The sequence below is a fragment of the Phenylobacterium sp. genome (genome assembly GCF_030645195.1).
In the GTDB taxonomy this organism is placed as follows: domain Bacteria; phylum Pseudomonadota; class Alphaproteobacteria; order Caulobacterales; family Caulobacteraceae; genus Phenylobacterium.
This window is the reverse complement of record NZ_JAUSLW010000005.1, coordinates 1-18,610: the sequence shown is the minus strand read 5'-3', so window position 1 is coordinate 18,610 and position 18,610 is coordinate 1. Positions and strand designations below refer to the sequence as shown.

Sequence of the window (18,610 nt, the reverse complement as noted above, 5' to 3'; positions counted from 1 at the left end):
AAGAAGCTGATCGCCTATTCGTCGGTCGCCCACATGGGCTTCGTGACCATGGGCATCTTCTCCGGCAACGCCATCGGCGTGCAGGGCGCGGTCTTCCAGATGCTCAGCCACGGGGTGATCGCCAGCGCGCTCTTCCTCTGCGTCGGCGTGGTCTATGATCGCATGCACACCCGCGAGATCGCCTTCTACGGCGGGCTGGTGAACCGCATGCCCTGGTATGCGGCGGTCTTCATGCTCTTCACCATGGGCAATGTCGGCCTGCCTGGCACCTCGGGCTTCGTCGGCGAGATCCTGACCATGACCGGGGCCTATGGCGTCTCCACCTGGACGGCCCTGGTGGCCGCCAGCGGGGTCATCCTCTCGGCGGTCTACGCGCTCTCCCTCTATCGTCGGGTGATCTTCGGGGAACTGACCAATCCGGCCCTGGCCGAGATCGGCGACCTCGACTGGCGCGAGGTGGCGATCTTCGCGCCGCTGATCGCCTCCACCCTCTACCTCGGCATCTATCCGGCCGCCGTCTTCGACCTGACCCAGTCGTCGGTCGACAACCTCGTCGCGGTCTACCGCGCGGCTATCGGCGCCTAGGGGCTATCCATGAACTTCTCCGCCGATATCGCCCTTGCCGGTCCCGAGCTGATCCTGGCCGGCGCCGCCCTCCTGCTCCTGGTTGTCGGCGCCTTCGCGCCGCGCGCCACCAACCTGCTGTCCCTCGGCGCGGTGGCCGCCCTGGCGGGCGCCGGTTACGCGGCGGCCTTCGGGGCCCAGGGACGCGGCTTCGCGGGCGGCCTGGTGGCCGACGACGCCTCGGCCTTCAGCCAGGTGGCCATTTTCGCCGCCAGCGCCATCGCCATTCCTCTCGGCCAGAAGTGGTTCGAGCGGCGGGGCGTGCGCAATTTCGAGTTCCCGGTCCTGATCCTGCTGGCCGCGCTCGGCATGTCGATGATGGTGGCCGCCGGCGACCTGATCTCGCTCTATGTCGGGGTCGAGCTGCAGTCCCTGGCCCTCTACGTCCTGGCCGCCATGCACCGGGACGACGCCAAGGCCTCGGAGGCCGGCCTGAAGTACTTCGTGCTCGGCGCGCTCTCCTCAGGCCTGCTGCTCTACGGCGCCTCGCTGATCTACGGCTTCGCCGGCTCCACCAAGTTCGTCGACATCGCTGTGGCCGTGCAGGCCGGGGCGGGAACCGGGGTGCTGTTTGGTCTGGTCTTCCTGATCTGCGGCCTGGCCTTCAAGGTCTCCGCCGCCCCGTTCCACATGTGGACGCCCGACGTCTATGAGGGCGCGCCGACCCCGGTCGTGGCCTTCTTCGCCGGCGCGCCGAAGCTGGCGGCCATGGTCCTCTTCGCCCGCGCGCTGAGCGAGGGCTTCCAGGGCGCCTCGGCCCAGTGGAGCCAGGTCCTGGTGATCATCGCCATGGCCTCCATCGCGGTCGGCGCCTTCGCCGGCCTGGCCCAGAGCAACCTCAAGCGCCTGTGGGCCTATTCCTCCATCGCCAATGTCGGCTACGCCGTCCTGGGCCTTGCCTCGGGCAGCGCCGAGGGCGTCCAGTCCATGCTGGTCTTCATGGTCCTCTACATGGTCGACGTGACCGGCTTCTTCGCCTGCCTGGCCGCCCTGTCGCGGGCCGGCAAGCCGATGGAGACCATCGCGGACATGGCGGGCCTGATGAAGGAGCGCCCGGGCATCGCCTTGGCCATGACCGCCTTCTCGCTCTCGGCCCTGGGCCTGCCGCCCTTCTCGGGCTTCTGGGCGAAGTTCTATGTCTTCAAGGCCGCCATCAATTCCGGCCTGGGGGTCTGGGCCGTGCTGGGCCTGGTGGGCAGCGTCGTGGCGGCCTTCTACTATCTGCGCCTCATCAAGGTGATGTGGTTCGACGGCGGCCTCGGCGGAACCGACGCCCCCCCGGTCGAGGCGCGCGCCATCGCCATCGCCGCGGCCCTCTTCTCCTTCCCGCTGGTGCTGGGCGCTCTGGTCTTCATCGACCCGCTGGCCAAGGCCGCCGCGGCCGCGTTCGGCCTGGTCTAGGTGACGCTTCCGCCGATCGAGTCCTACGACGAGATCGATTCCACCAACGCCGAGGCGCGCCGCCGCGCCGAGGCCGGCGAGGTCGGTCCGGTCTGGATCACCGCGCTCACCCAGACCGCCGGCCGCGGTCGGCGCGGCCGCGACTGGCAGACCAAGTCCGGCAACCTGGCCGCCACCCTGCTGTTCTCCACCGACAAGCCGGTGGGGGAGGCGGCCCAGATCTCCTTCGTCGCCGCCCTGGCCGCCGCCGATCTGGCGCAGACCTGCCTGGGCGCCGGCGTGGCCACGGTAAAGTGGCCCAATGACCTGCTGATCCATGGCCGCAAGGCCGCCGGCATCCTGGTGGAGTCCGGGCCTCTGCCCGACGGCCGCCTGTGGCTGGCGGTGGGGATCGGGATCAATCTCGCCCACGCCCCACAGGACGTGGAGCGCCCCGCCGCAGCCTTCGCCGAGTTCATGGCGGGGCCGCCACCGTCGCCGCGCGCCGCTCTGGAGGTTCTCGCCCAGGCCTTCGAGCGCTGGCGCCTGGCCTGGGAGCGGGAGGGCTTCGCCCCCATCGCCAAGGGTTGGACCGAACGCGCCCACGGCCTGGGTCAGTCCTGCGAGGCCCGCCTGCCCAACCAGACCCTGCGGGGGGTGGCCGAGGGCCTGGACCTGGACGGGGCGCTGCGGCTGCGGCTGGACGACGGCGCGGTTCTGCGCATAACGGCCGGCGACGTTTTCTTCGGAGGGTCCTGACATGCTGCTCGCCATCGAACAGGGCAACACCAACACGCTCTTCGCCGTCCATGACGGCGCGAACTGGATCGCCCAGTGGCGCGCGGCCACCGACTCCAGCCGCACCGCCGACGAATACGCCGTCTGGCTGTCGCAGCTGCTGAACATGGCCGGCCTGCAGTTCGGCGTCCTGGACGCCTGCATCATCTCCAGCGTGGTGCCGCAGTCGATCTTCAACCTGCGCAACCTCTCGCGCCGCTACTTCCACGTGGAGCCCCTGGTGATCGGCGAGAACGCCGAGCTGGGGATCCCCGTGCGCATCACCAAGCCCGCCGAGGCCGGCGCCGACCGTCTTGTGAACGCAATTGGGGCCCATATCGTCTATCCGGGCGACCTCATCGTCATCGACTCCGGCACCGCCACCACCTTCGACGTGGTGGCCGCCGACGGCGGTCTTGAGGGCTGCGCCATCGCGCCAGGGATCAACCTGTCGATGGAGGCGTTGCATACCGCGGCGGCCAAGCTCCCACGTGTCGCGATCCAGCGGCCCGAGCACGTCGTCGGCAAGGACACGGTGGAAGCGATGCAGGCCGGGGTGTTCTGGGGTTATATCGCCCTCATCGAAGGCCTCGTCGCCCGCATCAAGGCCGAATGGGGCCGTCCCATGACCGTCATCGGCACCGGCGGCGTCGCCTCCCTCTTCCACGGCGCCACCAGCGCCATCGACCATTTTGATCCCGATCTCACCATCCGTGGGATGCTGGAAATTCACCGCCGAAACCCGGCGAAGGCATAATTCGTGAAACCCAAACCTGACGACGAACTCGTTTTCCTGCCGCTCGGCGGCTCGAACGAGATCGGAATGAACTTCAATCTCTACGGCTACGGCCCACCGCACGCGCGCAAGTGGATCGTGGTCGACCTCGGCATCACCTTCGGCGACCAGACCACGCCGGGGGTGGAGATCATCCTGCCCGACCCCCAGTTCCTCGAGGCCCACAAGAAGGACATCCTCGGGATCGTCCTGACCCACGCCCACGAGGACCATATCGGCGCCGTCGCGCGCCTGTGGCCGCGCCTGGGCGGGATGCTTTACGCCACCCCCTTCACCGCCTTCCTGCTGCGGGAAAAGCTGAGGGAGAACCCGGCGGCCGCCGACGCGAAGATCACCGAGGTGCCCCTGGGCGGTAAGGTGACCCTCGGCCCGTTCGAGATCGACCTGATCACGCTCACCCACTCGATCCCCGAGCCCAACGGCCTGGCGATCCGCACCCCGCTCGGCACCATCCTCCACACCGGCGACTGGAAGATCGATCCCGATCCCGTCCTGGGCTCGGTGACCGACGAGGACGCCATCAAGAAGCTGGGGGACGAGGGCGTCCTGGCCATGGTCTGCGACTCCACCAACGTCTTCGTCGACGGCGCCGCCGGCTCCGAAGCCGACGTCCGCGACGCTCTGGGCAGCCTGATCAAGAGCCTGCACCACAAGGTGGCCGTGGCCTGCTTCGCCTCCAATGTGGCGCGCATGGACTCCGTGATCCGCGCCGCCGAGGCCGCCGGCCGCCGGGTGTGCCTGGTGGGTCGCTCGATGCACCGCATGGCGGCGGCCGCCAAGTCGGTGGGCATGATGGCCGATCTCAAGGATTTCATCCCCGACAACGAGGCGCGCGACTTCGCCGAGGATCGCATCCTCTATCTCTGCACCGGCAGCCAGGGGGAGGCCCGCGCGGCCCTGTTCCGCATCGCCGACGGCTCCCACCCCTTCGTGAAGCTGGGGCAGGGGGACGCCTGCGTCTTCTCCTCCCGTGTCATTCCCGGCAACGAGGTGCCGATCCGCGCCCTGCAGAACCGCCTCGCCGACCGCGGGGTGCGCCTCTACACCGAGCGCGACCACCCGGGCATCCACGTCTCCGGCCACCCGTGCCGCGACGAGCTGGCCCAGATGTACGCCTGGGCCCGGCCGCAGATCGCCGTCCCCACCCACGGCGAGCGCCGCCACCTGTTGGAGCACGCCGCCTTCGCCAAGGACCTGCAGGTTCCGCAGACCGTCTCCCCGCGCAACGGCGACATGGTCCGCCTGGCGCCCGGCCGCGCCGAGATCATCGACGAGGTTCCCGCCGGCCGCATCTATGTCGACGGCGGCATGCTGACCCCGGAGAATGGCGACGCCCTGCGCGAACGCCGCCACGCGGCTTTCAACGGCATGCTGGCGGTTTCCGTCGCCCTCGATCCTCGCGGCAAGATCGTCTCGGGCCCGCAGGTCCGCGCCCTCGGCCTGCCCGCCGAGGAGGACTATCCGATGGACGAGATGATGGACGATCTCGCCGACGAGGCCGAGCGCGCCCTTGACCGCCTCAAGGGGCCCGAGCGGGACGACGACGAGGCCATCGAGAAGGCCATCTCGCGGGCGGTGAAAAAGGCCAGCCAAAGGGTCTGGGGCCGCCGCCCCGTGGTGGAGACCACGGTCCTGCGCATCTAACCGACCGACCGGTCGGGCTTGTTTCAAGGCCTGAGTATGGTTTGATGCCCCTTGGCCCGCTTACAGCGGGCCAGGCGAGGGCGCGCGACACGACGCGCCCCGCACCAGGGAGGGCGCTTGAAATGTCCGCATTCGCCGGCGTGCGCATCGTCGACTTCACCCAAGGGACCCCCGGCCCCATGGCGGCCATGCTGCTGGGCGACTTCGAGGCCGAGGTCATCAAGGTCGAGCCGCCCCAGGGCGACCGGATGGCCAGCCATCCGGGCTACCTCACCTGGAACCGCAACAAGCAACTCCTGACCCTGGACCTGGCCACCGCGGCCGGCCTCGCCCGCGCCCGGGAGCTGATCGCGCTCGCCGACGTCGCCCTCTTCGACCACGCCCCAGGCAAGCTGGAGGCTCTGGGCCTCGACGCCCGCACCCTCACCGAGGCCCATCCGTCCCTGATCCACGCCTGGATGCCGCCCTACGGGACGACGGGCTCCTGGAGCCGGCTGCCCTCCCACCACAGCCTGCTGACGGCGCTGAGCGGCGTGGCCTTCCGGCAGGGGAGCTACTCGGACCAGCCCATCCACCTGATCCTGCCGCTCTGCCACTACGGCCAGGGCGTGATGGGCGCCGCGGCCATCGGGGCGGCCCTGCACGAGCGCCACCGTAGCGGCAAGGGCCAGGCGGTCACCGTCAGCGGCCTGCATGGGGTCTCGGAGGTCACCGGCCCGGTCCGGGTCCTGTCCGAGCCGCCACTGCCCCGCGGCGCGCCCCTGGGGGCGTCCCCCAGCTACCGGCTCTATGAGTGCGGGGACGGCCAGTGGTTCTTCCTGGCGACCCTGTTCGTGGCCTTCTACCACCGCGCCATCCAGGCGCTTGGCCTCGCCGATCACTGGGAGACCTTCGCCGCCGATCCCCTCCTGGCCCGCGAGGCCCTGAAGGCGGTGTTCAAGACCCGGCCCCGCGCCGACTGGCTGGCCCTGCTGCAGAGCCACGGCGTCCCCTGCGCGCCGGTCGGCGAGCGCGAACCCTGGTTCGCTGGCGAGGCCATCGCGGCCGGCGAGGCCAGGGTGGTGCTGGAGCACCCGCAACTGGGGCCCGTCGCCATGCCCAACGTCCCCGCGCGCCTGTCGGTGACCCCGGGCTCCGTGCGCCACCTGGCCAAGCCCCTGAACGGCCACGCCTGGACGCCGCGGCCCGCGCCTGAGCCCACCGGCGCCAATGACGGCCCCGCGCCCCTGGCCGGGATCAAGGTGCTGGACCTGGGCACCGTGATCGCCGGGGCCCATGCCGGTGGCGTGCTGGCCAATCTCGGCGCCGACGTCATCAAGATCGAGCCCATCGAGGGTGACCCCTTCCGCAGCAATGGCGGCGGCTTCATGGGCTACAACCGCGGCAAGCGCGGCCTGGGGATCGACCTGAAGCAGCCGGCGGCCCGCGAGATGTTCTTCGACCTGGTGCGCGAGGCCGATGTCATCCTCGACAACTACCGCTTCGGGGTCCGCGAGCGCCTGGGCATCCACTATGCGGCGCTGAAGGCGGTCAATCCGAGGATCATCTCCTGTTCCATCAACGCCTATGGCGACAAGGGCCCGCGCGCCCACCTGCCGGGCTTCGATCCCCTGCTGCAGGCCGAGGGCGGGATGATGGCCGCCCAGGGCGGGGACGGGGAGCCCATCCTGCACACCATCCCGGTCAATGACGTGGCCACCGCCGCCATCGTCGCCTTCTCCATCATCGCCGCCCTCAACGCCCGCCAGACGACGGGGGAGGGGCAGGAGGTGGTCACCAGCCTGATGGCCCAGAGCCTCACCTTCCAGCTGGGCGAGGTCACCACCTATGAGGGCCGGCCCGCCAACGATGTCGGCGACCGCGACTGCCTGGGCGTGCGCGCCCTGCACCGCTACTACAATTGCGCCGACGGCTGGATCGCCATCGTCTGCGAGACCCCCGAACAAGCCGAAGCCCTGGGCGGGACCCTGCGGGTCGCCGTGCCCGAGACGGCGCTCACCGCCCCCCGCGACGGCCACCTGGCGCGCGCCCTGGAGCTGGCCTTCGCCAGCCGCCCGCGCGAGGACCTGCTGGCCGAGCTCCTGGCCGGGGACGTGCCCTGCGCTCCGGTCCTGCGCGGCTACGAGGCCTTCGAGAGCGACTGGCTGTGGGAGAACGACTTCTTCGAGGTCTGGCGTCATCCGCGTCTCGGCGACATGCTCGGCGTGCGCGCCTATGCCGACTTCGGCCGCGGCGCGGCGGGCTTCCACCGGCCCACCCCGGACCTCGGCCAGCACAGCGGCGACCTGCTGGAGGAGATGGGCTATTCCCACGCCCACATCGCCGAGCTGCTGGCGGCCGGCGCCATCTTCGGTCCCGCCGCCAACCTGGCCCACCTGCGCGACGGCGGCACGGCGCTGTTCACTCAGTAGCGGCGGGAAGTCGCACAGAGCGTTCCCCAAACCTTGCGGAACTCGTCTATACCCTCGCCCATCATTTGAGGCGGATGGTCCATGATCGGAAAACTGAACCATGTGGGGGTCGCGACCCCCTCCATCGACGAGGCGGTCAAGGTCTATCGCGACCTGCTGGGCGCCACCTCCATCGGCGAGAAGTTCGCTCTCCCCGAACAGGGGGTCTGGGTCTGTTTCGTCGACACCCCCAACAGCCAGATCGAGCTGATCGAGCCCTATGGCGAGGCCTCGCCGATCCACGGCTTCCTGGCCAAGAACCCCTCGGGCGGCCAGCACCACATCTGCTTCGAGGTCCCCGACATCCTGGTGGCCCGCGATGACATGCGGGCCAAGGGCGCAACGGTCCTGGGCACGGGGGAGCCCCGCATCGGCGCCCACGGGGTGCCGGTGATCTTCATCCATCCCAAGAACATGGGCGGCGTCCTGGTCGAACTCATGGAAACCCCCAAGGGAGCCCACTGATGAGCTGGTTCACCGGCGTCGCCATCTATCTGACCATCTGGTGGACGGTGCTGTTCGCCGTCCTGCCGATCGGGGTCGTCAGCCACGCCGAGGCCGGCATCGACAAGGGCGACGGCGGCGATCCGGCGGCGCCGGTCGATCCCAAGATCAAGAAGAAGTTCATCACCACCACCTGGATCTCGGCGATCGTCTTCGCCGCCCTGTGGCTGGCCCTGCACTTCAAGGTGATTCCGCTCCCCAACCTGCCCTCCGGCCTGGGCTGATTGCTCAACCACGCGGCGTCGCAGCCCTGGCGCGCTCAAAGATTGGGCGAAAGCCAGGCGGCGGCGGGGCGGGGGCGTAACCCCTTCGCCGCCCGGCGTAACCAGGGTTACCTGATTGGACATCGCGGGCAGCCAAGAGCCGCCCGTGGCGTTTTCCCCGACGATGAGAAGGCCGCCCGCCTCCCTGGGCGGCCTTCTTTTCATCCAGCTTCGTTGCCAAGGTCCATGGGCGACGGCTATCAGGGCCGTTGATCTGAACCTCGTCCGGGAAACCTTCGCCGATGCGTCTTTCGCGTTACTTCATGCCGACGCTGCGGGAAGCCCCTTCCGACGCCCAGGTGGTCAGCCACCAGCTCATGCTGCGCGCGGGCATGATCCGCCAGGAGGCCGCCGGCATCTATGCCTGGCTTCCCCTCGGCCTGCGGGTCCTGAAGAAGATCGAGCAGATCGTCCGCGAGGAGATGGACCGCGCCGGCGCCATCGAGGTGCTGATGCCCACCCTGCAGCTGGCCGACCTGTGGCGCGAGAGCGGCCGCTATGAGGACTATGGCGACGAGATGCTGCGCATCACCGACCGCCACAAGCGCGACCTGCTCTATGGCCCCACGGCCGAGGAGGTGATCACCGAGATCTTCCGCGCCTATGTGAAGAGCTACAAGGACCTGCCCAAGAACTTCTACAACATCCAGTGGAAGTTCCGCGACGAGCGCCGCCCCCGGTTCGGCGTCATGCGCGGCCGCGAATTCCTGATGAAGGACGCCTATTCCTTCGACGTGGACGAGGCCGCCGCGCGCCGCTCCTACAACCGCATGTTCATCGCCTATCTGAACACCTATGCCCGCCTGGGTCTCAATGTGGTGCCCATGAAGGCCGACCCCGGCCCCATCGGCGGCGACCTGTCGCACGAGTTCATCATCCTGGCCGACACCGGCGAGAGCCAGGTCTTCTGCCACAAGGACCTGATCGAGATGGGCGCCCCCGGCGACGTCGATTGGGACGGCGACCTCCAGCCCCTGGTGGAGCAGCGCACCAACCTCTACGCCGCCACCGAGGAGATGCACGACGAGGCCGCCTTCGCCGCCGTCCCCGAGGACAAGCGCCTGTCGGCGCGCGGCATCGAGGTCGGCCACATCTTCTATTTCGGCGAGAAGTACTCCAAGCCCATGAAGGCCGAGGTGGCCGGGCCCGACGGCCAGAACCGCCCCATCCACGGCGGCTCCTACGGGGTCGGCGTCTCGCGCCTGACCGGGGCCATCATCGAGGCCAGCCACGACGAGGCCGGCATCATCTGGCCCGACGCCGTGGCGCCCTTCGGCGTGGCGGTGATCAACCTGCGGCCCGGCGACGCCGCCGTCGATGAGGTGGCCGAGACCGCCTACCAGGCCCTGATCGCGGCGGGCAAGGACCCCCTGCTGGACGACAGCGACCAGCGCCCCGGCGCCAAGTTCGCCGCCATCGACCTGGTGGGCATCCCCTGGCAGCTGGTGGTCGGCCCCAAGGGCGTCGCCGATGGCACGGTGGAGATCAAGCGCCGCGCCACCGGCGAGAAGCAGACCCTGCCGCTCGAGCAGGCCCTGAAGGTGATCACCGCGTGAGCCAGCAGGCCCTGGGGGGACGCGCCCCGCCCTTCGGGGGGTGGGAACGCACGGTGGCCGGCCGCTATCTGCGCGCCAAGAAGAGCCAGGGCGGCGTGGCCCTGATCTCGGTCATCTCCTTCATCGGCATCACCCTGGCCGTCGCCGTCCTGATCATCGTCATGAGCGTGATGAACGGCTTCCGCTCGGAGCTGCTCAGCCGCATCCTCGGCTTCAACGGCCACGTCTATGTGGCCGGCGGCGTGCTCCAGGCCCCCGACCGCGATCCGCTCGTTCACCGCCTGCGGGCCATTCCCGGCGTCACCCAGGCCGCCCCGGTGATCGAGGCCCAGGCCATGGCGCTGGGCATCGGCCAGATCAGCGGCGCCATCGTCCGCGGCATCACGCCGGCCGACCTGAAGGCCACCAAGATCATCTCCGGCAACATCGTCTCCGGCGCCATGGAGGGCTTCGGCGACGGCGAATACGGCGGCGACCTGGTCCTGGTGGGGGACGAACTGGCCCGGAACCTCGGCGTCCAGGCCGGCGACGCGCTCACCCTGATCTCCCCCACCGGCGGGGCCACGGCCTTCGGCGCCACGCCGCAGCGCAAGTCCTACACCGTGGCCGGCACCTTCAAGGTGGGGATGAGCCAGTACGACCAGGCCTTCATCTACATGCCGCTGGCCCAGGCCCAGCTGTTCTTCGGCCGCGACCAGAGCGTCGACTTCGTGGAGATGAAGCTGGCCAATCCCGACGACGCCGTCGGCATGAAGCCGGAGGTGGCGCGCATCGCCGGCCCCGGCGCCGTGGTCACCGACTGGACCCAGAAGAACGCCTCCTACTGGGGCGCCCTGCAGGTGGAGCGGAACGTCATGTTCCTGATCCTGATGATGCTGCTGTTCATCGCGGCGATGAACATCATCTCCGGCCTGGTCATGCTGGTGAAGAACAAGAGCCGCGACATCGCCATCCTGCGCACCATGGGAGCGGGGCAGGGGAGCATCCTGCGCATCTTCTTCATGACCGGCGCCACCATCGGCATCCTGGGCACGGCCACCGGCCTGGCGATCGGCGTGCTCTTCTGCACCTTCATCGGCGAGATCCAGCAGGCGGTGGAGTGGGCGACCGGGACCCAGGTGTTCAATTCCGACGTCTATTTCCTCACCCGCGTGCCGGCCAAGATCGACTGGATGGAGGTCTCCGGCATCGCCGCCGGGGCGCTGGCCATGACCTTCATCGCCAGCCTGCCCTCGGCCTGGCGCGCCTCGCGCCTCGATCCCGTGGAGGCGCTTCGCTATGAGTGACCCCTCCAGCCCCGACCAGGTCCTGGCCATCCGCGGCCTGACCCGCACCTATCTCAGCGGCGACAAGACCCTGACCGTTCTCGACGGCGCCGACCTGGACATCATGCCGGGCGAGGTCGTGGGCCTGATCGGCCCCTCGGGCTCGGGCAAGTCCTCGCTCCTGCACGCCGCGGGCCTGCTGGAACGCCCCACCGCCGGCCAGATCTTCATCGAGGGCCGCGACTGCTCCAACCTCAGCGACCGGGTCCGCACCCGGGTGCGCCTGCACACCATCGGCTTCGTCTACCAGGCCCACCACCTGCTCCCCGAATTCTCGGCCCTCGACAACGTGGCCCTGCCCCAGATGATCGCCGGGGTGTCGCGCAAGGCCGCCCGCGAACGCGCCTTCTTCCTGCTGGACCAGCTGGGCCTGGCTGAGCGGGTCAAGCACCAGCCCGCCCAGCTCTCCGGCGGCGAGCAGCAGCGCGTGGCCATCGCCCGCGCGTTGGCCAATTCCCCCCGCCTCCTGCTGGCCGACGAACCCACCGGCAACCTCGACCCCCACACCTCGGCCGCCGTGTTCGAGAACCTCTATGCGCTCGCCCGCGCCACCGGCGTCGCGGCCCTGGTGGCGACGCACAACCTCGAACTCGCCCGGCACATGGACCGGGTGCTGGGCCTCAAGGACGGGAAGCTGGAAGCGCAGAAGGGGTTTTAGGAGCAAACCTAGTCAGACATCTTCCTCGTCAGCTGTGTAATAGCGAGGGTGCCCTGAGGTCGAAAAATCGGACCCGTTCAGTGTTTTGGTTATTTTCAGAGAGTCGGTAATCCCCAAAGTCGCATCGATAATTTCGCTGTCCTTGAGGTGTTGGGATTGGAGCCGAGCTAGCAACTCCTGCACTTGTCCATGTCCGACTTTCCCGAAGAGCACGCGATCAAAAACGACGGTCTCGCCTTCGTAGCCCGTAATCCGCCAGCGTTTGGTCATCTTTGTCCGCCGCCTTTGGCCTCGTCCTTGTCGCGCGCACCGTTACAAGCTGGGTGGACCCAGCGGCCATTCCGAGAGTGCGACGAACCTCCATCTGCCCTCTTGTCTCGATGATCAGCCGTCTTTCCGTTGGGGTGAAGCAGGCCTTGGCAAAGTGGGCAACGGGGAGCTGCGCCTAGGTCGCTGAGCGAAAGGGCGCTCTTTGCACCGCTGCTGAACGGGCGTCCGGCACCTTCCCCTTCCTCAGGTTCAGGCTCGGCGACGGCAATCTGCGGAAACTCCTCGATGAGCGTCTCCCAGGCCTCTTCCTTGCTCTTCCCTGCCGCCAGAAGGTCAACCGCGCGGTCAAGCAAGCTAAGGGCTCTCGGGCGGTTGCGTGTTCCCGTCCCGAGCTTGTTGACGGCGGGCTTCACCATAGCCGGATGAGCAAGGATCAGATCCTCGAAGTCGCCCCGAACCCTTCGGAACGTTTCGAGCCGCCCAGTCGCATCTAGACGCATCACCCAAGCGACGATGTTCAAAAGTGCGGCCGGTTGGAAGTTGCCGTTCGACGTATAACAGTAGAGGGCCGGATGAAGCCCCAACGAGTGGCGCTCGTTGGACAGGATCATCTGGACGATCCGCTTGGTGCGCCTCAGATAAGCAAGCGTTTGCGTCCCCGTCGGGTCCTTTTCCAATTCTGGATCGGTGGCCTTCGCCTTCCGGGTCGAGTCTGCGACGGGCAACTGATTTGCCAACGCCACAAGATCGAAGGCGAGTCGAAGCACCGCAACGCCATAGCCAATGCCCGCGAGAGGCACTTCAACGGTCTTGAGGGGCGGCTCAAGCTTGGGCTCATACAAGAGCTTGTAAATCTCTTCGCCAAGCGCGGGGCTCCGGCGGCGAGCTTCCTCATTCGAGAAGTGATCCCAATAGCGGTGCCCAGCACCCCCTCGGGCAATTGCGCGGGTGGCAACCGCGAGTGCTGAACCACCTGCTTGGAGGATGCGCGTCTCAAGGGCGTCGATCTCAGTCCCACCCTGATTGATCCGAATGAAGGCCCTTGCGGCTTGCGGAGCAGTGCGGCCCTCGATCCATTGTACGGGCAACGTCCTCAAGCTGCTGATGCCCTTCCTCTCCTTGTAGTCGGGCCACAAGCCAACAGCGTTGCGCACAAGCTCAATGGTCTGGTCGTGCATAACTCTCTGGTGGTCGGGAATTTTGGTTCCGAACATCAACTGCGAAAGAGTTCCGGCCCCAAAGTCGCTTTGAACCCAACCGATGAGCGCGCTGAGACGGTGGGCACCATCGACTACGAACAGGCTCGTTCCGTTTTCCCAGAGAATGATCGCCGGGATAATGTCGGAATCGCTGAAGGTCTGGATCAACCCAGCAACTTGCTGCGGATTCCAGTTCGCAGTTTCGCGCTGAAAGTCAGGCTTTCGAAGAAGGTTGTAGGTGACGCCAGGTTCCAGATCACTGATGCGGATATTCTGGTCGAGCTTTCCGGGAACGGATTGTTCAAACAAATCCGCCCTCGGGATTAGAGCATCAAGATTGACGACGTTCTTTCCGTCGCGTGCCATTCCAACACCCCCAAGCGCTTTCGCTTTCGTTGGCGAGTATCCTAAGCCGCCACTCGCCAGAGTCGAGATTTGGCCGTGGGGTAGAATACGACAGCCCCTTGTCATGAGAACAAAACCAGAATAGGAACATACGCAGAACATTCACAGGAGGGGCGTTATGGTTGTTCGTCTGGCGCGGGAATCGCTGGCCTTTGTGTCGGTGGCGGGCTTTGTCTGGATGATGTGTCAGGTCGCGCAACTGGCCGCCTGAGGCTGACAATCTGAGAGCGGAGGACGGCGTGAGCGGGCAGGGCGGGCAAGACGGTTTCGTCCATCTGCGGGTGCGCTCGGCCTATTCGCTGCTGGAGGGCGCCATCAAGGCCGACGCGGTCGGCAAGCTGGCGGCCAAGGCCCATATGCCGGCCGTGGCCCTTACCGACCGGGCCAATCTGTTCGGGGCCCTGGAGTTCTCCGTCGCCACCAAGGAGACCGGGGTCCAGCCCATCGTCGGCGTCGCCCTGCCGGTGCGCGGCATCGGCGAGGGGCCGCCGGAGCGCTGGGCCAAGATTCCCACCATCGTCCTGCTGGCCCAGAGCGAGCAGGGCTATCTGCACCTCTCCGAACTCTCCTCGATGGCCTATCTGGACATCGAGCCCACCGACGAGCCCCAGGTCCCCTGGAGCGCCGTGGTGGAGCGGGCCGAGGGCCTGATCCTGCTGTCGGGCGGCGTCGACGGGCCGGTCGATCCGCTGATGGCCGCGGGCAAGACCGCCGAGGGCCAGGCGGCGCTCGCCGAAATGCACCGGGTGTTCGGCGACCGCTTCTATATCGAGCTGCAGCGCCACGGCATGGCCGCCCAAGCCGCCGCCGAGCCGGAGCTGGTGGCCTACGCCTACGAGTTCGACATTCCGCTCGTGGCCACCAACGACGTCTATTTCGGCCCGGCCGAGCTCTACACCGCCCACGAGGCCCTGCTGTGCATCGCCGACGGCGCCTATATCAGCCAGGAGGACCGCCGCCGGGTGACGCCCGAGCACTGGTTCAAGCCGGCCGCCGACATGCGCAAGTTGTTCGCCGACCTGCCCGAGGCCTGCGACAACACCCTCGATATCGCCCGGCGCTGCGCCTTCATGGTCAAGAAGCGTGACCCGATCCTGCCGCGCTTCCCTACGGTCGCCGGCCGCACCGAGGCCGAGGAACTGGCCGAACAGGCCCGCGAGGGTCTGCGCAAGCGCCTGGAGGGCCACACCCTTTCCGGGACCGAGCAGGACTATTGGGACCGGCTGGAGCGCGAGATCGGCGTCATCCAGGCCATGGGCTTCCCGGGCTACTTCCTGATCGTGTCGGATTTCATGAAATGGGCCGTGGCCCACGACATCCCCGTAGGCCCGGGCCGGGGGTCGGGCGCCGGCTCCCTAGTGGCCTGGTCGCTGCTGATCACCGGCCTCGATCCCCTGCGCTACGGCCTGCTGTTCGAGCGGTTCTTGAACCCCGAGCGGGTGTCCATGCCCGACTTCGACATCGATTTCTGCCAGGAGCGGCGGGAAGAGGTGATCTCCTACGTGCAGCAGCGCTATGGCCGCGACCGCGTGGCCCAGATCATCACCTTCGGCACCCTGCAGGCCCGCGCGGTGTTGCGGGACGTTGGCCGCGTGCTGCAACTCCCGCTCGGCCAGGTGGACCGCCTGGCCAAGATGGTGCCCGCCAACCCCGCCAATCCGGTGACGCTGGCCCGCGCCATCGAGATCGAACCACGCCTGCGCCAGGCCAAGGATGACGACGAGGCCGTGGCCCAGCTGCTGGAGACCGCGCTCCAGCTCGAGGGCCTCTACCGCAACGCCTCAACCCACGCCGCCGGCGTGGTGATCGGCGACAGGCCGCTCACCGAACTGACGCCGCTCTACCGCGATCCTCGCTCGGACCTGCCCGCCACCCAGTTCAACATGAAGTGGGTGGAGAGCGCGGGCCTGGTGAAGTTCGACTTCCTGGGCCTGAAGACGCTCACCGTCATCGACCGGGCCCTGAAGCACCTCGACAAGCGCGGCGCCCGCGTCGACATGGCCACGCTGCCCCTGGACGACGCCAAGACCTACGAGCTGATGAGCGCGGCCCAGACGGTCGGCGTGTTCCAGCTGGAAGGCCAGGGGATGCGTGACACCCTGCGCCAGCTTCGCCCCGGCTCCATTGAGGACGTCACCGCCGTCGGCGCCCTGTACCGGCCTGGGCCCATGGACAACATCCCGCTGTTCATTGACTGCAAGTTCGGCCGCAAACCCGTTGATTACCTTCACCCTTCTCTGGAGGTGGTGCTGAAGGAGACCTACGGCGTCATCGTCTACCAGGAGCAGGTGATGCAGATCGCCCAGATCCTGGCGGGCTATTCGCTGGGGGAAGCCGACCTGCTTCGCCGGGCCATGGGCAAGAAGAAGAAGGAGGAGATGGACCAGCAGCGGGCGCGGTTCATTTCCGGCGCGGCCGAAAAGGGCGTCTCGGCCGAGCAGTCGGGGGGCATCTTCGACCTGGTGGACAAGTTCGCGGGCTACGGCTTCAACAAGAGCCACGCGGCCGCCTACGCCCTGATCTCGTACCAAACCGGCTGGTTGAAGGCCAATGCGCCGGCGGAGTTCTTCGCGGCCTCCATGAGCCTCGACATCTCCACCACCGACAAGCTGGCGGTCTTCTACCAGGACGCCAAGAAGTTCGGGGTCAAGATCCGAGCTCCGGACGTGAACCTGTCGGCCGCCGACTTCGACGTGGCGGACGGCGAGGTGCTCTACGCCCTGGGCGGCATCCGCAATGTGGGCCTGCAGGCCATGGAGCATGTGGTGGCCGTCCGCGCCGAGGGCGGGCCGTTCAAGGACCTGTTCGACTTCGTCGAGCGCGTCGACCCCAAGCAGGTCAACAAGCGCTCCTTCGAGACCCTCGCCCGGGCCGGCGCCTTCGATTCGCTCCACGCCAACCGTGCCCAGATCGTCGCCGCCGCCGATGTGCTGGTGGGCTACGGCCAGTCGGTGGCCGCCGAGCGGGCCTCGTCGCAGGGCTCGCTGTTTGGCGGCGACCAGGTGGAGGCCCAGCGGCCGCGCCTGCCCAAGATCGACACCTGGTCCTCGACCCAGCGCCTGGACGAGGAACTGGCCGCCGTCGGCTTCTATCTCTCCGGCCACCCCATGGACGACATGGTGCCCGCCCTGCGCCGCAAGCGGGTGGACCTGCTGGCCGATGTCCTGCCCAAGGCCATGGCCGGCGCCGAGGCCTTCCGTATGGCCGGGGTTGTCCGCCGCAAGCAGGAGCGGGCCTCGGCCTCCAGCGGCGAGAAGTTCGCCTTCGTCACCTTCTCCGACCCCACCGGCGAGTTCGAGGTGCTGTTCCCGCCGGAATCCCTGCGCAACGCCCGCGAACTGCTGGAGCCCGGCAAGTGCGTCGGCCTGCGGATCCGCGCCAAGGCCAGGGACGGGGAGGTGCGGTTCTTCGGCGACGGCTGCGAGCCCATCGACCGGGCCATCGAGAACGCCGTGGCCGGCCTGCGCGTCCATATCGCCCCCCGCAGCGCCGAGATCGACGCCCTGAAGAAGCGCCTCGAGGGCTCGGCGAACAGTCGTGGCGGCGAGGTCATCCTGGTGGCGCCGGTGGAGGGCGGCCGCGAGGTGGAGGTCAAGCTGCCCGGCCGCTTCACCCTGGACAATGCGGTGCGCGGCGCCCTGAAGACCGCGCCCGGGGTGGTCTTCGTCGAGGATCTCTAGCCGGTGCTGGGCCACATTTCCTTCGGCGTCGCCGATCTGGAGCGGGCCGCGGTCTTCTACGACGCCGTGCTAGCCCCGCTAGGATGCGTCCGGGTCTGGTCCCACGCCAAGGGCGCGGGTTACGGCCCACCTGGTGGCGGCGACAAGCTCGCCCTGTTTCCGCAGGAAGGCCCGGTCCTGGCGCCCGGCCCCGGCTTCCACCTGGCCTTCGACGCCCCGAGTCAGGCCGCGGTCGACGCCTTCCATGCCGCCGCCGTGGCGCTGGGTGGGGAGGATCAGGGCGCGCCCGGCCTGCGTCCTGCGTACGGCGCGTCCTACTACGCGGCCTTCGTCTCCGACCGGGATGGCTACCGCCTGGAGGCTGTCCACCAGTAGAGGCCGGCGGCTCGCGCAGCCAACCGCCCCTGGCTATTGTATTTTCTGGCGCTTGGCCCTATATCCGCGCCCATTCCACACGCAGGCGTTTGGCGGTTGGCGGGGAGACATCCCGCCGGTTTCCATTCCGGTCCTCCTTCGGGAGGGTTTGTCTGCGGAGGCTAACCGGAAAAAGAGGACCATACGACATGGCGCTTCCCGACTTCTCTATGCGTCAGCTCCTGGAAGCTGGCGCCCACTTCGGCCACCAGACCCACCGCTGGAATCCGAAGATGGACCGCTACATCTTTGGTAGCCGCTCCAACATCCACATCATCGACCTTTCGCAGTCGATCCCGCTCCTGCACCAGGCCCTGGTGAAGGTGCGTGAGGTCGCCGCCTCGGGTGGCCGCGTGCTGTTCGTCGGCACCAAGCGTCAGGCCTCCGATCCGGTCGCCACCGCCGCCAAGCGCAGCGCCCAGTACTATGTGAACCACCGTTGGCTGGGCGGCACGCTCACCAACTGGCGCACCGTCTCGGGCTCGATCTCGCGTCTGCGCGAGCTGGAAGGCCTGCTGGAAGGCGGCTCGGAAGGCCGCGCCAAGAAGGAGCTGCTGAAGCTGACGCGCGAGCGCGACAAGCTTGAGCTGTCCCTGGGCGGCATCAAGGACATGGGCGGCATTCCCGACATCATGTTCGTGATCGACACCAACAAGGAAGCGATC

At 67.9% G+C, this 18,610-nt stretch carries 17 protein-coding genes; 15 read left to right on the top strand and 2 right to left on the bottom strand.

From position 1 onward, the window contains the following. The 11 genes from Q7T09_RS00345 to Q7T09_RS00295 form a co-directional block, all read left to right on the top strand. Window positions 1–585: proton-conducting transporter membrane subunit (locus Q7T09_RS00345; RefSeq protein WP_304696963.1), on the top strand; the 585-nt coding region annotated here is incomplete at its 5' end. A 9-nt stretch (window positions 586–594) separates the two neighbouring features. Next, window positions 595–2,025 (top strand): NADH-quinone oxidoreductase subunit NuoN, encoded by a 1,431-nt coding sequence (gene nuoN, locus Q7T09_RS00340; protein WP_304696962.1) that lies wholly within the window; start codon window positions 595–597, stop codon window positions 2,023–2,025. After that, entirely contained in the window at window positions 2,026–2,763 is a 738-nt protein-coding gene (locus tag Q7T09_RS00335) for a biotin--[acetyl-CoA-carboxylase] ligase (RefSeq protein ID WP_304696961.1), read from the top strand. A 1-nt stretch (window position 2,764) separates the two neighbouring features. After that, window positions 2,765–3,538, top strand: coding sequence for a type III pantothenate kinase (locus Q7T09_RS00330; protein ID WP_304696960.1), 774 nt, complete (start codon window positions 2,765–2,767; stop codon window positions 3,536–3,538). A gap of 66 nt (window positions 3,539–3,604) precedes the next feature. Then, window positions 3,605–5,221, top strand: a complete 1,617-nt coding sequence (locus Q7T09_RS00325; protein WP_370689178.1) for a ribonuclease J — start codon at window positions 3,605–3,607, stop codon at window positions 5,219–5,221. A gap of 122 nt (window positions 5,222–5,343) precedes the next feature. Next, window positions 5,344–7,632 carry a CaiB/BaiF CoA-transferase family protein gene (locus Q7T09_RS00320; protein WP_304696958.1) on the top strand — a complete coding sequence of 763 codons (2,289 nt, stop codon included), beginning with the start codon at window positions 5,344–5,346 and terminating at the stop codon, window positions 7,630–7,632. An 81-nt stretch (window positions 7,633–7,713) separates the two neighbouring features. Continuing rightward, entirely contained in the window at window positions 7,714–8,136 is a 423-nt protein-coding gene (gene mce, locus Q7T09_RS00315; RefSeq protein ID WP_304696957.1) for a methylmalonyl-CoA epimerase, read from the top strand. After that, window positions 8,136–8,399 carry a DUF1467 family protein gene (locus Q7T09_RS00310; RefSeq protein WP_304696956.1) on the top strand — a complete coding sequence of 88 codons (264 nt, stop codon included), beginning with the start codon at window positions 8,136–8,138 and terminating at the stop codon, window positions 8,397–8,399. Before mce ends, Q7T09_RS00310 begins: the two co-directional genes overlap by 1 nt. Window positions 8,400–8,680: 281 nt before the next feature. Next, the gene (proS, locus tag Q7T09_RS00305) at window positions 8,681–9,994 is read left to right on the top strand and encodes a proline--tRNA ligase (RefSeq protein ID WP_304696955.1); all 1,314 of its coding nucleotides are present in this window, start codon (window positions 8,681–8,683) and stop codon (window positions 9,992–9,994) included. Continuing rightward, window positions 9,991–11,280 (top strand): lipoprotein-releasing ABC transporter permease subunit, encoded by a 1,290-nt coding sequence (locus Q7T09_RS00300; protein ID WP_304696954.1) that lies wholly within the window; start codon window positions 9,991–9,993, stop codon window positions 11,278–11,280. The genes proS and Q7T09_RS00300 overlap by 4 nt, the downstream gene beginning before the upstream one ends. Beyond that, entirely contained in the window at window positions 11,273–11,977 is a 705-nt protein-coding gene (locus tag Q7T09_RS00295; RefSeq protein WP_304696953.1) for an ABC transporter ATP-binding protein, read from the top strand. The genes Q7T09_RS00300 and Q7T09_RS00295 overlap by 8 nt, the downstream gene beginning before the upstream one ends. A gap of 12 nt (window positions 11,978–11,989) precedes the next feature. On the opposite strand, the gene Q7T09_RS00290 is transcribed toward Q7T09_RS00295, so the two are convergent. Next, window positions 11,990–12,247 (bottom strand): hypothetical protein, encoded by a 258-nt coding sequence (locus Q7T09_RS00290; protein ID WP_304696952.1) that lies wholly within the window; start codon window positions 12,245–12,247, stop codon window positions 11,990–11,992. Continuing rightward, window positions 12,244–13,812, bottom strand: a complete 1,569-nt coding sequence (locus Q7T09_RS00285; RefSeq protein ID WP_304696951.1) for a DUF262 domain-containing protein — start codon at window positions 13,810–13,812, stop codon at window positions 12,244–12,246. Before Q7T09_RS00285 ends, Q7T09_RS00290 begins: the two co-directional genes overlap by 4 nt. Before the next feature lie 157 nt (window positions 13,813–13,969). On the opposite strand from Q7T09_RS00285, the gene sidA reads away from it, so the two are divergent. From sidA to rpsB, 4 genes are all read left to right on the top strand, one after another. After that, window positions 13,970–14,062, top strand: coding sequence for a cell division inhibitor SidA (gene sidA, locus Q7T09_RS00280; protein WP_215340377.1), 93 nt, complete (start codon window positions 13,970–13,972; stop codon window positions 14,060–14,062). A 28-nt stretch (window positions 14,063–14,090) separates the two neighbouring features. After that, window positions 14,091–17,531, top strand: coding sequence for a DNA polymerase III subunit alpha (gene dnaE, locus Q7T09_RS00275; protein ID WP_304696950.1), 3,441 nt, complete (start codon window positions 14,091–14,093; stop codon window positions 17,529–17,531). A 3-nt stretch (window positions 17,532–17,534) separates the two neighbouring features. Next, window positions 17,535–17,906 carry a VOC family protein gene (locus Q7T09_RS00270; RefSeq protein WP_304696949.1) on the top strand — a complete coding sequence of 124 codons (372 nt, stop codon included), beginning with the start codon at window positions 17,535–17,537 and terminating at the stop codon, window positions 17,904–17,906. Between the two features lie 188 nt (window positions 17,907–18,094). Beyond that, on the top strand, window positions 18,095–18,610 hold a 516-nt coding region (gene rpsB / locus Q7T09_RS00265), incomplete at its 3' end, for a 30S ribosomal protein S2 (RefSeq protein WP_304696948.1).